Source organism: Taklimakanibacter deserti (genome assembly GCA_003574785.1).
On the sequence record QORU01000020.1, the window covers coordinates 56,951 to 71,385 of the forward strand.

General features: G+C 64.0%; 14 protein-coding genes. 7 read left to right on the plus strand and 7 right to left on the minus strand.

What is annotated here, in order from left to right:
• Position 1 precedes the first annotated feature (1 nt).
• Positions 2–685: a FadR/GntR family transcriptional regulator gene (locus tag DS839_RS31570; RefSeq protein ID WP_119274525.1), complete on the minus strand. Its 684-nt coding sequence runs from the start codon at positions 683–685 to the stop codon at positions 2–4.
• A gap of 201 nt (positions 686–886) precedes the next feature.
• Between DS839_RS31570 and DS839_RS31575 the strand changes: the two genes are divergently transcribed.
• The 5 genes from DS839_RS31575 to DS839_RS31595 all read left to right on the plus strand — a co-directional run bounded on the left by DS839_RS31575 (position 887) and on the right by DS839_RS31595 (position 5,116).
• Complete coding sequence (locus DS839_RS31575; RefSeq protein WP_368912030.1) at positions 887–1,870, plus strand: ABC transporter substrate-binding protein; 984 nt, start codon at positions 887–889, stop codon at positions 1,868–1,870.
• Between the two features lie 162 nt (positions 1,871–2,032).
• Positions 2,033–2,845, plus strand: a complete 813-nt coding sequence (locus DS839_RS31580) for an ABC transporter permease (protein WP_119274526.1) — start codon at positions 2,033–2,035, stop codon at positions 2,843–2,845.
• Positions 2,842–3,636: an ABC transporter ATP-binding protein gene (locus DS839_RS31585; protein ID WP_119274527.1), complete on the plus strand. Its 795-nt coding sequence runs from the start codon at positions 2,842–2,844 to the stop codon at positions 3,634–3,636. The genes DS839_RS31580 and DS839_RS31585 overlap by 4 nt, the downstream gene beginning before the upstream one ends.
• An 8-nt stretch (positions 3,637–3,644) precedes the next feature.
• Entirely contained in the window at positions 3,645–4,403 is a 759-nt protein-coding gene (locus tag DS839_RS31590) for an ABC transporter permease (RefSeq protein ID WP_368912031.1), read from the plus strand.
• 29 nt (positions 4,404–4,432) lie between these two features.
• Positions 4,433–5,116 (plus strand): fumarylacetoacetate hydrolase family protein, encoded by a 684-nt coding sequence (locus tag DS839_RS31595; RefSeq protein ID WP_119274528.1) that lies wholly within the window; start codon positions 4,433–4,435, stop codon positions 5,114–5,116.
• 18 nt (positions 5,117–5,134) lie between these two features.
• Here the strand turns inward: DS839_RS31595 and DS839_RS31600 are convergent, their stop codons facing one another.
• From DS839_RS31600 to DS839_RS37075, 6 genes are all read right to left on the minus strand, one after another.
• The gene (locus DS839_RS31600; protein ID WP_119274529.1) at positions 5,135–5,857 is read right to left on the minus strand and encodes a hypothetical protein; all 723 of its coding nucleotides are present in this window, start codon (positions 5,855–5,857) and stop codon (positions 5,135–5,137) included.
• Positions 5,858–5,872: 15 nt separating this feature from the next.
• A complete protein-coding gene (locus tag DS839_RS31605) occupies positions 5,873–7,060 on the minus strand; it encodes a gluzincin family metallopeptidase (RefSeq protein ID WP_162918931.1) in 1,188 nt (395 codons plus the stop codon).
• Positions 7,061–7,122: 62 nt separating this feature from the next.
• Entirely contained in the window at positions 7,123–7,848 is a 726-nt protein-coding gene (locus DS839_RS31610; protein WP_119274531.1) for a TfuA-like protein, read from the minus strand.
• On the minus strand, positions 7,849–9,006 hold the full coding sequence (locus DS839_RS31615; RefSeq protein WP_162918932.1) for a YcaO-like family protein: 1,158 nt from the start codon (positions 9,004–9,006) through the stop codon (positions 7,849–7,851).
• Positions 8,999–12,148: an ATP-binding protein gene (locus DS839_RS31620; protein ID WP_119274533.1), complete on the minus strand. Its 3,150-nt coding sequence runs from the start codon at positions 12,146–12,148 to the stop codon at positions 8,999–9,001. The genes DS839_RS31615 and DS839_RS31620 overlap by 8 nt, the downstream gene beginning before the upstream one ends.
• A 10-nt stretch (positions 12,149–12,158) precedes the next feature.
• Positions 12,159–12,290, minus strand: coding sequence for a hypothetical protein (locus DS839_RS37075; RefSeq protein ID WP_368912032.1), 132 nt, complete (start codon positions 12,288–12,290; stop codon positions 12,159–12,161).
• Positions 12,291–12,423: 133 nt separating this feature from the next.
• On the opposite strand from DS839_RS37075, the gene DS839_RS31625 reads away from it, so the two are divergent.
• On the plus strand, positions 12,424–13,158 hold the full coding sequence (locus DS839_RS31625; RefSeq protein WP_119274534.1) for a GntR family transcriptional regulator: 735 nt from the start codon (positions 12,424–12,426) through the stop codon (positions 13,156–13,158).
• 24 nt (positions 13,159–13,182) lie between these two features.
• Positions 13,183–14,220: an extracellular solute-binding protein gene (locus tag DS839_RS31630; protein ID WP_119274535.1), complete on the plus strand. Its 1,038-nt coding sequence runs from the start codon at positions 13,183–13,185 to the stop codon at positions 14,218–14,220.
• The last annotated feature ends 215 nt before the right edge of the window (positions 14,221–14,435 follow it).

Sequence of the window (14,435 nt, forward strand, 5' to 3'; positions counted from 1 at the left end):
CTCACTCAGCCGCCTGGCGCTGGCGCAGCAGATTGGCTTCCACCGAACGGAGATGCCGGTCCATGGCCAGAGCCGCCGCCTTGAGATCGCGCTCGGTGATCGCCTCGACCAATAGCTCATGCTCATGGAAGCTGTGGTGATCGGGCGGCGGGCGCATGCCATTGTGGCGCAACCTTCCCCAGACAACGGCGCGCCGCACGGCATTGAGGGTGTCGAACAGGGCGATCAGCACCGTATTGTGCGACGCTTCCGCCACCAGCCGGTGCAGGCGGTTGTCGCAATTCTCATATTGGCGCCAGGTCTCGGCAAGGCGCGAGGCCTCGAGGCACTGACGCATCTCGGCGATGTCGGCGGAGGTCGCATGCAGTGCCGCCTCGCGGGCGAGGATCGGCTCGATCGCCAGGCGCGCCTCCATGATCTCGCGCGGATTGCTGGCGGCGGCGAGATCGGCGACGGTCTTGAACTCCTCGACGGGGCGGGCGCCGATGAACGTGCCCTTGCCGACATGGCGCCACAGTTCGCCATTGCCTTCGAGAACCGCGAGCGCCTTGCGCAACTCGCCGCGCGACACGCCGAGCAGGTCGCAAAGCTCGCGTTCCGGCGGCAATTGCGCGTTCGCCGGCAGATCATGCTGGGCGAGATACGCCCGCAGCTGCGTCAAGGCGCCCCCAACCTCATCGCTCATCGTCCCAGGGTCCCGAGCCCCATTTGTCCGTCCGGCCTGCGCATAGGAGCTTCACCTTTTGCCGTCAATATTCTTGACCAATCTTCTTTTCTTGTCAAACCAATCTAGAATTGGTTAAATTCTCCTCGGGTACCCGAAAGACGCGGAATGCGCGAGCGGTCGCCCCAGCAATTGATCGAGAAGCACATGGGAGGTCTTCAGATGAAACCAATTCCAAGAATCCTGTCAGGCCTCGCCGCCGCAGGCTTCATGCTCACTTTGGCGGTCACGGCGGAAGCGGCCGAGAAAGTGCGCGTGGCGCTGGGCGATGTCGTCTCGGTCGAGACGCTCGCTTTCGTGGTGGCGATGGAACGCGCCAAGGACCGCGGCGTCGATTACGAGCTCACTTCCTTTGCCAAGGAGGAGCTTGCCATCCAGTCGATGATCAATGGCCAGTCGGACCTGGGCGTCGGCACGCCCTATGCCGTGATCCAGAAGTCCAAGCTGCCGCTCAAGAACATCTATCAGATGTCGCGGCTCGTCTTCTTCCCGGTCGCGTCCAAGGAATACAAGACCTGGAAGGACATGAACGGCCAGCCCATCACCTTCCATGCCCGCGGCACCGGCACCGAGGCGATCGGCAATATCATCGCCAAGCGCGAGGGCATCGAATTCGGCGAGAGAAGCTACGTGCCGGGCTCCGAGAACCGCATCATCGCCATGATGAACGGGCAGATCAAGGCGACCGTCGTCGATCTCGCCAACAAGAATGTGCTGCTGGCGAAAGCCGGCGACCGCTTCCATGTGCTGCCGGGGCTCGAGGAGCCGGCGAGCGACGAGCTCGTCTTCGCCAGCGAGGCCTGGCTCAAGGACAATCGCGAGACGGCCAATATCATCGTCGAGGAGCTGCACAAGTTATGGCGCGAGATGAAGGCCAATCCGGCCATCATCGAGACCGAGCGCGCCAAGCGCAATCTGATCGCCGACCAGCCGAAGGAAGTGCTCGCCGAAGTCGTGCCCTTCTATACCGAGGCGACCAAGGAGGGCGTCTATGCGCCCCTCGAAAACCCCGCCGACGTGGCCAAGGTCGATTTCCTCTTCTACACCGAAGCGGGCATGATGGAAGGATCGGCCGAGACGCTGAAGGTCGAGGAATTCTGGGACCTGGGCCCGCTCGAGGCCGCGAAGAAGAAACTCGGCGATTGACTTGATCCTCTCTCCCCCTGCGGGGAAGAGGGTTAGGGTGAGGGGGAAGCAGCGGAAAGGTTAGTCGGCGATGCAAGAAGCAATTCACGTCTGTTCCCCCTCACCCTCCCATTGCTGCGCAATGGGTCCCTCCCTCTCCCCCGGAGGGGGCGAGGGTAATCCATGACTCTCATCGCCGAGACGAAGCTCCATCATCGGGCCGGATCCACCTGGGGAGATCTCCTCACCCATCCGGCTGTCCTGTGGCTCGTCTCGGCGGTGATCGTCGCTGCGAGCTGGGAGATCGCCGGGCGCTGGCCGATCAGCCCGGCTTTCCCGCCTTTCTCCGACACCATGGCGGCACTCTTGGGCCTCATCGCCGACGGCTCGCTCGGCAAGGCGCTGCTCATCACGCTGAAGCCGCTCGCCATCGGCCTCATCGCCTCGATCACTGTGGGTGTGGGCCTCGGCGTCCTGATGGGCCTTAACCGCTTCGCCGAGTGGCTGGGCTCGCCCGTCTTCGTCATCGCGCAATCGGCGCCGCTCGCCGCCCTCATCCCGATCCTCACTTTCGCCTATGGCATCGGCTTGACCGCGAAAGTGCTGACCGTCTGCATCATGGCCATGCCGGTCATCGTGCTGAACTCGCTCAATGCGGTGCGCCACACGCCGCAGACATTGCTCGACATGGGCCATGCCTTCCTTGCCTCGCGCCGGCAGATCATCTTCAAGATCATCCTGCCGGCCGCGAGCCCCGTGATCTTCGCCGGCTTGCGGCTCGGCTGCGCGGCGGGCTTCATCGGCGTGGTCCTGGCCGAGCTCCTCATCACGCCGACCGGCATCGGCGACATCATCACCTACAACCAGTCGGTGGCCGAATATGAGAAGATGTATGCGGCGATCTTCGCCATCATCGCGCTGTCGGTGCTGTTCATTTCAGGCTTGGAGATCATCGAGACCACCTTGTTCCGCCCTGAGAAAAGAGGCCGCTCATGAGCCCGCAAGCTGCCCGCAAGGCTGAGCCCGCATCCCGGCCGATGGTCCAGGTGCACCGCGTGTCGAAGATCTATCCGGGCGGCGTCGAGGCGCTCTCCGGCATCTCGGTCGACTTCCCGGAAGGCCAGCTCACCTCGCTGCTCGGACCTTCCGGCTGCGGCAAGACCACCTTGCTCAAGATCATCGCCGGCCTCATCCCCGCGACCTCGGGTCTGGTCGAAGTGGACGGCAAGACGGTGACCGGACCCGGACCCGAGCGCGCTTTCGTGTTCCAGGATTTTGCGCTCATGCCCTGGGCCACCGTGATGCGCAATGTCGCCTTCGGCCTCGAGCTCAAGGGCGTGGCGCAGAGCGAGCGCGAGGCGGTGGCGGAGAAATATATCGCGAGCGTCGGCCTCAAAGGTTTCGAGCGCGCCTTTCCGCATGAGCTTTCGGGCGGCATGCGCCAGCGTGTCGGCCTTGCCCGGGCCCTCTGCGTCAATGCCAAGGTGCTGCTCATGGACGAGCCCTTCTCGGCGGTCGATGAGCAGACCAGGCGCAAATTCCAGGAGGACCTGCTCGAGCTCATCGCGCGCGAGCACAAGACGTTCCTGTTCGTGACCCATTCGATCGAGGAGGCGGTCTATGTATCGGACCGCATCGTCACCCTGTCGCGCCGACCGAGCCAGGTCTCGTCCATCGTCGAGCCGCAGATCGCGCGCGGTCGCGATCCCGACCAGATCCGCCGCGACTCCGCCTATCTCGATACGGTGGAGACGATCTGGCAGAGCCTCAAGCGCTATCTCGACTGAGGAGGGCCATGATAACCATCGGCAAGTTCCGTCTCCCGATCATGAGCTCGCTCCTCATCTGGGCGCTGCTGTGGGAGATCGTCGGACGGTCGGGCGCTTCCTTCGTCATCCCGCCGCTCTCCGCCATTCTGGCGCGCATGGTCGAGATCGTGCCGACCGCCACCTTCGGCGAGGCCCTGTGGATCACGGGCAAAGCCTTCATCATCGGCACGCTCGTCGCCATCGTCATCGGCATACCGCTCGGCGTGCTGATGGGACGCTCGCTCCTTGCCGATCGCATCTTCCTGCCCTGGGTCAATCTGTTCCTGTCGGCGCCGCTCTCGGCGCTGGTGCCGGTCATCATGGTGATCTTCGGGGCGGGCCAGACCACCATCATCCTTACCGTCGTGCTCTTCGCCATCTGGATCATCGTGCTCGATGCGCGCGCCGGTGTGCGCAGCATCACGCCGTCCCTCGTCGAGATGGCGCGGAGCTTCGGCGCCACGCCGCTGCAGGCCTTCGCCAAGATCTATGTCTGGGCGGCGCTGCCCGAAATCCTCTCGGGCGTCAGGCTCGGCCTCATCCGCGCGGTCAAGGGCGTCGTCATCGGCCAGATGCTGGTGTCGATCATCGGCTTCGGCCGCCTGTTCGAGCTTTATTCCTCGCGCTTCCTGATGGAGCATTTCTGGGCGCTGCTCTTCGTGCTGTTCGCCTTTGCCTTCGCGATCAACGAGGCCCTGGCCTGGCTCGAGCGGCGCTTCGAGTATTTCGCCTCATCACGCAACTGAACCTCATCGCAACAAGGAGCAGATAGAATATGGATTTCGTGATCGTCCAGCCGCGACAGGCGAGCCTCAAGGTGAAGGGCACAAGCTCATCCTTTCCGGTGCACCGCATCTATTGCGTGGGGCGCAATTATGCGGCGCATGCGATCGAGATGGGCCACGATCCCAATCGCGAGGCGCCTTTCTTCTTCCAGAAGAATCCCGACAATCTGGTCGAGGACGGCCGGTTCCCCTATCCGCCCGCCTCGAATGACGTCCACCACGAGATCGAGCTCATCGTGGCGCTGAAGGACGGCGGCAAGGATATCCCGCTCGGCCAGGCCCTCGATCGTGTCTATGGCTATGGCGTCGGCCTCGACATGACGCGCCGCGATCTCCAGGGCAAGGCCAAGGATGCGGGCCGGCCCTGGGAAATCGGCAAGGCGTTTGAATCCTCCGCTCCCGCGAGCGCCCTGGTGCCGGCCGATGAGATCGGCCATCCCGCGCAAGGCGCCATCTGGCTCGATGTCAATGGCGAGCGCAAGCAAACCGGCGACCTCAACCAGATGATCTGGAAGGTACCGGAGATGATCAGCTATCTCTCCGGCCTCTTCGTGCTGCAGCCCGGCGATCTCATCTTCTCCGGCACGCCTTCAGGGGTCGGACCGGTGAAGCGCGGCGACCGGCTCCTTGGCCACATCGACGGCATCGGCGATCTCGAGGTGCTCGTGGTCTGAGCGGGCCGGTGGGCTTCGCTATTCCGTCAGCCGGCCGCCGCGATGGGCGAGGTTCATCACGGCCTTATACGCGGTCGGCGAGCGCTTGCCGGGCATGTTGGCTTCCAGAACGAGTTCGTCGATGAAGCCCTGGCTGACTTCCACCTCCACGCAATGATCAAGCTTGTCGACCAGCCACACCCGATAGCCCTCTGCATATTTGTCCTGGTAGCCTGAATCATCATTCGGGATCCGGCCAACCAGGGGAAGAGAGGGTACCAGCATGATCTTGGGCTTGGGGAAATCATAGGTATGCCCTTCATAGGCATAACCGAACATGATTCCCGACGACAGCTTGTCGCCCTTCGTTTCGGTGCCGAGGAGAACCGTGCCCAGGAGCTTCATGGCCAGCCCCAGTTGAAAGGTGGCCCCGGTTGAGTTGGGAGTGGGTCCGGAAGGCCAGAGGGATTGGATGTCGATCGGCTTCCCGGGATTCTTGCGCAAAGTCGTGAGCACCTTGATGACGCGGTCGATCTCTTCCTTGACCCGCTCCGGTTCGCTGAGATCGAACCTGATATTCATGCTCTTGCTCGCACCTTCATTGAAGGACGAGATGGTCACCTTGGGTCCGTCAAAAACGATACCTGGCCTGCCGGGGATGCCGTACAGCCGGACCTGCGTCGGATTGTAGTGACCATCGGCATTGGTCGGCTTGTTGCTGGCATCGGCGGATGTATAGGTCGGTCTATGGTAATCGCTCATGGCCTCTCCTTCTGATCACAAAATCTCGCGCCACAGGAAATTCGCTTCGAACCGCGCTGCCAGCTCCGGCGAGGCGGCATCGCCACATTCGCACAAGGTCATCGCGGCTTCAGCGAAGCTCAAGCGATCGGGATCGAGGCGCTGCCATGCCTGCACCAGGGCCAGCGCCACTTCATCGCGCGCTTCGACGAGCGCCGTCTTGAACAAATAAGGCCGGGCGCGGAAAGCCCCCGCCGTGAACTGCGACAGGCGCTGCATCTGGGCCGCGTCCACGTCATGAATATCGATCTCGAGAAGCCGCGCATCGGCGAGCTCGCGCTCGGCCAGGCGCGCATGGAAGCCCGAGACGATCGTGTCGAAGACGGCGCCGGTGAAAGGCCGCGACTGATCGTGGATCTCGCCCGAGACCTCGCTCATACGGCGTGAATTCCCGGCGAGCCTGATCTGCCGGTCGCCGGTCAGCTCGGCGATGCGGTTGAGCTCGTTGAGCATCAGGAGATTGCCTTCGCAATGGCGCAACAAGCGGTCGAGGCCGGTATCGAAATGCATGAAGCAGAGAAGCGAGATCAGGTCCGAATTCGATTCGTGGAAGGCACCGAAGTCGCCCCTATCGAGGCCGCTTTCCGGCATGCCGAACAAAGAGAACAGGACGGCATGGCCGACCTCATGGGCGATGACATCGAAATTGAGGGCGAAGGGAGCTGCCTCGCCATCGGCGCCGCGGTCGACACCGAGCTCGAGAAAACCGTAGCCCGATTGGGCGTTGCGCCATTCGACCCAGGGAATGATCTCGAGGCTGTCATAGGTGCCGGCGAAGTGCCAGACGATCTCATGGCCGAGATAGCTCTCGACGATGTCAAGCACGCGCTGGACGGAAGCGAAGGCATGGGCGGCGATGAACTGTCGCGTGCCCGGGCTCAGATGATCGAAATGACCGTCGGGCCCCGCTTCCGCCGGCGGATAGACCTCGCCGACGAAGGGCGGCAGGTAGGGGTACTCGTATGGCTCTTTTTCCAGGAGCGGATCGCGCACATGGAGGCGGCGGTTGGCCGGGCCCGGCCGCAGCCGGTCGGGCGGTGTCGATATCCATACGGGCTCGGGCTTGTCATAGCCCGACACATAGGGCGCCTGCGGATAGAGAAGAAAGCGCGTGCCGAGCGGCGAGCTCACACGGTCTTCGCCCGCAGCAGAGGAATCGTCCATTCTGTAACCCCGCATCCGCGGAACCTACCATACGGTCATTTCGTTGGGAACAGACCCGAGGATCATGCATCGGCCGGCAGAGCAATGTTCGCGTGACGAAGGTCGCGAACAAATGCGGTTGTCCAGGTAAAGGGTCGAGGCGTGGGAGGCGGCATGGCGTTAACCTTATCCAGGAAGCGCAAGGCCTGCACGGCGTCATCGCGCTTTTGCTCGACGATATGCCGCTCGAGCATGGCGTAATCCGCCGCGGTCCCGGCCTCCCTCATCACATTGACAAGCGTGCGCTCGCGATAGTTGAGCCGGCGCGCTGCGGTCTCGAGATGCCGGCGCTGCACGTTGTCGATGACGCCCAGGCGCTCGGCGCGCTTGACCGTCTGCACGAGATCGACAAGGGCCAGCGTCATTGCCGCCGATCCGAGCTCCTCCGGCATATGCAGAACCGCCACCGCGTCATCGGGCGCGAAAGCATGGCGGCGGTACCAGCGATAGATGAGGCCTATGCCGATCATGCCATGGCCGTGGAGCTCGGCCGCCCGCAAGGCGCCCATGCTGGCGGCGCCCAAGACCCTGACGCCGCGCGCCATCGCCCATAGGATCTCCTTGTGCCGGACCGCGGGCGCGGACTGGAAGGTGCCATCGATGATGAGGAGCGCGCGGGGTTCATATCGTTGCACGGCCGAGATGACCGAGCCCTGCGCCGCCGGCGGCAGATAGATCGCATCGCATATGTCCTTCGCGGTGGAAAGCGGCAACGAGGGACCAAGGAATATGATGGGCGGCTGCTCCATTCATCCCTCGCTCAAAGGCAAAAGCTCGGGCGCCAAAACCTTGACCGCCGAGAGCCCGGCAAAGGGATGCGTATCGAGGTGCTTGACGAGAAGCGAGGCGAGACCATCGGCGGAGGCCTGCGCGATCAGAAGCTCGAGCCAGTTCGCTCCGGCTTCCGGCGGTGGCGCAAGTACCGAGAAGTCGATCGGGCGCGGCCCCTCCTTGAGCAACTTGCGATGCGCTTCGATCATCGCCCAATCGGGATAGCGGGGATAAGCCAGCCGGGTGATGTCTTCGCGCGCACCGGAAATGGCGGCGAGCCGCGATTGCGCCGCCTCCTGGATCGCCCGGCAGGCCGCGGCGGCGGGATCGAGGCTCGCGGCCGAGCCTTCCGCGGGAAAAGGAATGAGCGTGCCTTGTCCACGATCCTCTTCGAGGAGATGGCACCAGATGACGGATACGCAGGCGCGGGCCTCGACCCGCCAGAGACCGACCAGGAGCCCGGCGCTTTGAACGCGATCGAGAAGATCGTTGAGGACCGGATCGTCGATGGTCGCGCGATCGATGCGGAAGCGCTGGAAGAAGCCATGGGTGCGGTTGGCGGCGGCCAAGGCATCGCGTTCGAAACATTCGAGGAGCCCATGCAGCACGGCGTCATGTTCATTGAGCGCCACCGCGAGACCCGAGGTGGAGGCCTCGAAATAGGCATCTTGGGGATTGAAGGGATAGGTGAAAGCGGTGTGGACGAGGCTGAGCGGAATCATCCGCGATGTGTCGGAGAGAAGGTCGCTCGCCGCCGTCCAGCCCAGGGCTTCGGCGTGCCAGTCGCGCGGACAGTCATTCGAAAGATGCGGGACGAACTGCGCGGGGGGAATTCCGAGGTCGTCCGCCGAGGCGGTGACGGCCTCGAAATGCGAAAGCCGCTCGGCGAAGAAGCATTCCGCCGCTTCGAGTATAGCCGAGACGGCGGCGGCTTCAGGCGTGAAGCCCTTGCCTTGAGCCACCGAATTCGACAGCGACAGAGGGCGCGTGGCCTGCATGACGGGAATGCCGACCCGGTCGAGGCCGGTGATGTCGCCGATGCGGGTGATGCCCAGGGCGTCGATATCCGGCATGAGCCGACGCAGGATCTCGCCGGCCATGGGGCCTTGTCGGCCGTCGCGGCCCGGTTCAGCCATGCGGCAAGGATTCCGGATTGACGATGAGCGTGCATCCGGCCTCGACCGCGAGCTTCGCCCGTTCCACATGCGGAAGGTAGCGCGCGGCGAGATCCGGCGAGAAGCCGAGCGCTTCGATGGTGCGATAGGCGCTGAGCAGCAGGGTTATGGCGTTCTGCTCGAGCGCGATGCCGAGGCTCGCCTCGGCGGCCTCGGTCATCGGTGCGATGTCGGCACCGCTTTGGGCGAGAAGCCGCAGGCGGCGATGATGCAATTCAGCGAGCCAGTAGCGGTGCCCGCTCTTCTCGACCTCGGCGACGGCCGAAGCGACGAGCTCCAGGGCGCCTGCGACATCGCCGGTGCGGGCCAGCAATTCCGCCAGCATGTCATTGTAGACGGGAAGGTCCTCGGGCGTCTCGATCTCGGCGTGGACGGCAAGCCCCTCTTCCATCATTTTCCGCCCGGCGCGCGGATTGGAACGGGCCCCGAGACACCAGCCTTCGAAGATCGTGGTCTTCGCGGCGAGCGATGGCCTGTTATGCCTCACGGCAAGGTCGCGCATGCGCTGGATGAGCGCGCCAAGAGCGTCGAAATCGCGCCGGTAGCGATGGAACATGGCGGCGATGTCATAGGCATGGGCGATGCTGCCGAGATGTGTCGTGGTCTCGGCCCAGGCGCAGGATTGCCTGACCGATTCGACCGCGCGGTTGCCCTGGCCGGTCAGCCACAGGGACAGGCCGCGCTGGCCGAGGCCGCAGACCTTGGCATCGTGGCCGCCGAAAAGAGTGAAGTTTTCTGCCCCGCGGCCGGCCTCGTAATAGGCCATGCCGCCATTGACCGCGTCGATGCAGCTCGCATGATGGCCAAGGTTGAAATCGATGGCCCACACACAGTGGCGCACCTGCAACTGCACTTCGGCGTCGGCGACCTCCCTGAGGTCGGCGAGGATGATCTGGGCGCGCTCGCGATAACCGGCGAAGTCGGGAGAGGTGAACCACCAGCCCCAATAGACAGGGAACAGTTTTGGCTGGTCTTCGGCCTTCTGACGTCTGGCGAGCGCCACACCTTCCGCATAGAGGCGCGCGACCTCGGGCGATTTCTTGCCCTCGATACCGGCGAGGACGGGGCACAAGGCGGCGATCACCTGGAGCTTCAGCTCATCGCGGCGTTCCGGCGGCGCCGTCTCGATCAGGCCCAGCGCATGCTCCAGCATCTGGCGCGCCTCGGTGAGAGCCGACTGCGCCGAGCTTTCCTTCCCGGCGGTGACGAACGCCTCGACCGCTTCCTCCATCCAGCCGGCGCTCTCGGCATGGGCGGCAAGCGCCGCCGAGCCGATCCACGGCGCCAGATCGCGGTTCTCCGCCACCAGGCGGAAGATGCGGCCATGCACCGCCTGGCGCGTCTTGCGCAGCAGGCTCGCATAGATCGTCTCCTGGATGAGCGCATGGCGGAAGGAGAAGGCGGGATAGCCCGGGATGCGGTTGCGCAGCAGGATGCCGGCATCGCCCAAGGCGCGCAGTGCGTCCAGTATGCCCGCGGCATTGACATCGGGCAGGATGCCGCAGAGCAGCGAATAATCGACATCGCGGCCCATCACCGCGGCATAGCGGGCGATCTCCTGGGCCGGACCCAGATTGGCGAGGCGTGCCGACAATATGTTCTCGAAGGCATCGGGACGCGCCGACGACGGTCGCTTGGTCAGCACTTCCGCCGCCTCGATGCGGTTCTCGCTCATCCACTGGCAGAATTCCTCGACGAACAGCGGATTGCCGGCCGTCACCTGATGGATCGGCTCGAACAGGCCGGAAGGCAGGGCCTCGGCGGTTTCGGGCCAGCTCTGCTCGATGGCGAGCCGCGTCGCCTCGCGATCGAGAGGGCTGAGTGCCAGATGGCTCGTTCCGCCATTGCCTGGCCTCTGCAGCGGCTCGAAGCGGCGCGCGGTGACCACCAGCAGGGCGCGATGGCGCCTTACCGTGCGGGAGAGGGCTGAAAGGATGAGATAGGACGTCGGATCGATCCAATGCGCATCCTCGATGGCGATGAGGAGCGGACCCTCGGCCGAGAGGGCGGCGAGACAGCGCTCGGCGGCGCTCACGGCTTTCTCGCGGATGGCGTCGGGCGTGGCGGAAGCGAGGTCGTCATCCGCCTTGCCCTCGGCCCCGAGCAGGAAGGCGAAGACGCGTACCGCCTCCGGATCGTCGATGCCGTTGCGCCGGAACAACGCCTCGATGCGGGCCGGCGACGGCTTGCGGGCGGCGGTGAGGCCGGTATGCGAAAGGGCATGGAGCAGGGGGTGGAGCGTCTGATGGGCGCCGCCCGGGGCGCATTGCAGCAGCAAAAGGCGTTTACGGGTCGCGCGCGTGCTCTTGCGGATCTCATGCAGCAGGCGGGATTTGCCGATGCCGGCCTCGCCTTCGATCAACAGGACCTGGCCGTCGCCATGGAGCGCCTTCTGCCAGCAGTCGAAGGCATGGTCGAGCTCGCGCTCGCGCCCGACGATGCGCGAGGTCACTTTGCCGAAGGCGAAGAAGCGGTCGATATTGAGCTTGTGGCGCAATGCCTGCCAGGCATTCTCGGGCGCGAAGCCCTTGAGGGCCTGCTTGCCGAGGAAGCTGAAGGAAAAAGACCGCCCGGCGAGCTGGCGGGTGAGTTGCGAGACGACGACCGTGTCGGGCCGGGCGATCGCCTGGAGCCTCGCGGCAAGGGCGGGGGCGACACCGGTCACCTGCTCGGGCGCCTGGCCCGCCTCGGCCGCGGCAATGATCGCCATGGACGTGGCGATGCCGACCCGGACATGGAATTCGGAAAGCTTGCGCGCCTGGGCGAGCTTGCGGCAGCCTTCGGTCGTGTCGAGCCCTGCGGCGATGGCGAGCGAGGCGGTATCCTTGGGATCGGTCGGCGAGACGAACATGGCAAGACCGCCATCGCCATGCAGGTCGCGGATCACGCCCCGGTGGCGAGTCACCGCCTCGTTGACAATGGCATGGAAGGCCGCGATCAGTTCCTGGAAATCCTCGAGATCGAGACGCTGCATCATGTCGGTCGAGCCGACGAGATCGTAATAGAGCGCAGTGACCTGCCGGCGCTCGCCCGCCTTGGCGAGATCCGCTTCAGCGGCTTTCTTGCCGCCGGGGCTCAAGGGATTGACCGGTCGCGCTGCCATGCTGGCCTCTTCAGCGCCGCACCGGCAGCGGCGCGAGGGTCAGCGTTTCCGGCCGCGCAACCAGATCCAACCCATTCTTATTGTGGAGATAAAGGGGCTCGCGCTCTTGCTCCGCCGCACAGGAGCCTTCCGGCGTCATCATTCGAATCTTCAACCTGCCTTCGCCGTCTCCCGACATGAATGAAACCGTTTTGCTGGCTTTCCGCAAGGTTGTTGCGACAGATTTCTGGATAGAAGGGACTTGACTCCATGTATCATGTATACATAATCCATAAATGACTTTGAATGAACCTGTCCTTTCGGAGCCCGGCGGGACGTCTCTCGACCCGATCCGACCCCTGAGCCTGCCGCAAATGGTGGCCGACCGGATCGTCGAAGCCATTGGCGACCGGCGCATCCTGTCGGGCCAGCGCGTCTTCGAACTCGAGCTCGCCGAGCAGATGGCGGTAAGCCGGGTGCCGGTGCGCGAAGCCTTGCGCGTGCTGGAGAGCCAGGGCCTGGTCCGGGCGCAGCCGCGCCGCGGCGTCCATGTCATCGATCTCGACGAGCGCTGGGCGATGGAGATCTATGACACGCGCGCGGCGCTCGAGACGGTGGGCGCCCAGCGCACCGCCCAGAACATCCGCCGCCATCCGCCATTGGCGGCGCGGCTCGACGAGGCACTTGCGGCGATCGAGCGGGCGGCGCTGAAGCAGGATCGCATCGAGATCAATCGCGCCGACCTTGCCTTCCACACCCAGATCTATGCGCTCTCGGATTCGCCCTTGCTGCAAACCTTGTGGGCGGCCATGGCGCGCCATGTGCTGATCATGTTCGGCATCACCACCTTCAGGCGCACCGATTTCGACTACATCATCGAGGAGCACCGGCGGCTGCGCCGCGTGCTCGATCAAGGCTCGACCGAAGAGATCGCGGCCGAGATCCCTGTCCATATCGTCGGCCCGCATAAATCGCGCGAGGCCGCCGCCGCGCACTGGGCCGGCCAGGCCCGGGGCACGATCCAAGCCTGATAAAGATAACAGGAGGAAACAGCAATGAAACAGACCTTGACACGCCGTGACTTCATGGCCGTGGCCGGCGCCACCGCCGCAACACTCGCCGCACCGTCCATCTTGCGCGCGCAAGACAAGGCGCTGCGCATCCTGACCTGGGAAGGCTATGCCGAACCCGACTGGGTCGAGCCCTTCAAGCAAGCGACGGGCGCCAGCGTGAACATCGTCTATACGGGCTCGGTCGATGAGATGTTCGCCAAGATGCAGGGCTCGAAGGGCGCGGATTTCGACGTCGTCGCCTTCGATACCTCTTCCTTCGCGCGCTATATCGACGGCGACCTCATCCAGCCGCTCGACATGGCGAAGATCGCCAATGCGCAGCATATCGTGCCGTCCTTCCAGAAGGTCGAGCCGATCATGCGCGGCGATAAGCATTATGGCGTGCCCTTTGCCTGGGGCTCGCTGCCGCTCGTCTATGACACGGAAGCCTTCCCGTCGGCGCCCGAGAGCTGGGCCGTCATGTGGGACGAGCAATATGTGCAGCAGATGATCGCGCTCGATGACGCCAACAACTCCGTGGTGCTCGCCGCCCTCGTGCTCGGCCTCAAGGATCCCTACAAGCTCAGCGACGATGAGTTCAACCAGGTCAAGGAGAAGCTCATCGCCCAGAAGAAGCTGCTTCTCACTTACTACGCGGGCTTCGACGACGGCGTGAACATCTTCGCCCAGAACAAGATCAAGCTCATGTTCTCGATGGGCGAGCCGCAAGTGCCGGCGCTCCAGGCCAAGGGCGTCAAGGCAGCGCTCACCATCCCGAAGGAAGGCGCCATCGGCTGGCTCGACTGCTGGGTGGTGAGTGCCGGCGCCAAGGATGTCGACCTCGCCCATCAATGGATCAATGCCTGCCTCGACAAAAAGGTCGGCAATATCCTCACCACCAAGAAATCCTATGGCAACACCACCGACGATGCGGCCAACAAGAAGGCGGGCATGACCTATGGCGACCGCCTGTCCTGGCTGCTGACGCCGGAGAATTTCGAGAAGCGTGTCGCCTTGTGGAACGAGGTGAAGGCGAGCTGATCGCAAAAATACCCCTCACCCCCGCTCAGTCTCTCCCCTCTCCCGTTGCGAAGCAATGGGAGAGGGTGCCCGAAGGGCGGGTGAGGGCCCTTTGTTCAGCAAGGAATACTTGTCGAGATCAGCGCACACTACGCGAAAGAGCCCTCGTCCGGCCTTCGGCCATCTTCTCCCACGCATGCCGCGCGGGAGAAGGGGAATGAGGGAGAGAGAAGAGA

Bases quoted from the DNA above. Each gene is read 5' to 3' on its own strand.
- DS839_RS31620 (WP_119274533.1), bottom strand. From the start codon at position 12,148: ATGGCAGCGCGACCGGTCAATCCCTTGAGCCCCGGCGGCAAGAAAGCC.
- DS839_RS31585 (WP_119274527.1), top strand. From the start codon at position 2,842: ATGAGCCCGCAAGCTGCCCGCAAGGCTGAGCCCGCATCCCGGCCGATG.
- DS839_RS31610 (WP_119274531.1), bottom strand. From the start codon at position 7,848: ATGGAGCAGCCGCCCATCATATTCCTTGGTCCCTCGTTGCCGCTTTCC.
- DS839_RS31630 (WP_119274535.1), top strand. From the start codon at position 13,183: ATGAAACAGACCTTGACACGCCGTGACTTCATGGCCGTGGCCGGCGCC.
- DS839_RS31580 (WP_119274526.1), top strand. From the start codon at position 2,033: ATGACTCTCATCGCCGAGACGAAGCTCCATCATCGGGCCGGATCCACC.
- DS839_RS31590 (WP_368912031.1), top strand. From the start codon at position 3,645: ATGATAACCATCGGCAAGTTCCGTCTCCCGATCATGAGCTCGCTCCTC.
- DS839_RS31575 (WP_368912030.1), top strand. From the start codon at position 887: ATGAAACCAATTCCAAGAATCCTGTCAGGCCTCGCCGCCGCAGGCTTC.
- DS839_RS37075 (WP_368912032.1), bottom strand. From the start codon at position 12,290: ATGATGACGCCGGAAGGCTCCTGTGCGGCGGAGCAAGAGCGCGAGCCC.
- DS839_RS31615 (WP_162918932.1), bottom strand. From the start codon at position 9,006: ATGGCTGAACCGGGCCGCGACGGCCGACAAGGCCCCATGGCCGGCGAG.
- DS839_RS31570 (WP_119274525.1), bottom strand. From the start codon at position 685: ATGAGCGATGAGGTTGGGGGCGCCTTGACGCAGCTGCGGGCGTATCTC.
- DS839_RS31595 (WP_119274528.1), top strand. From the start codon at position 4,433: ATGGATTTCGTGATCGTCCAGCCGCGACAGGCGAGCCTCAAGGTGAAG.
- DS839_RS31625 (WP_119274534.1), top strand. From the start codon at position 12,424: ATGACTTTGAATGAACCTGTCCTTTCGGAGCCCGGCGGGACGTCTCTC.
- DS839_RS31600 (WP_119274529.1), bottom strand. From the start codon at position 5,857: ATGAGCGATTACCATAGACCGACCTATACATCCGCCGATGCCAGCAAC.
- DS839_RS31605 (WP_162918931.1), bottom strand. From the start codon at position 7,060: ATGGACGATTCCTCTGCTGCGGGCGAAGACCGTGTGAGCTCGCCGCTC.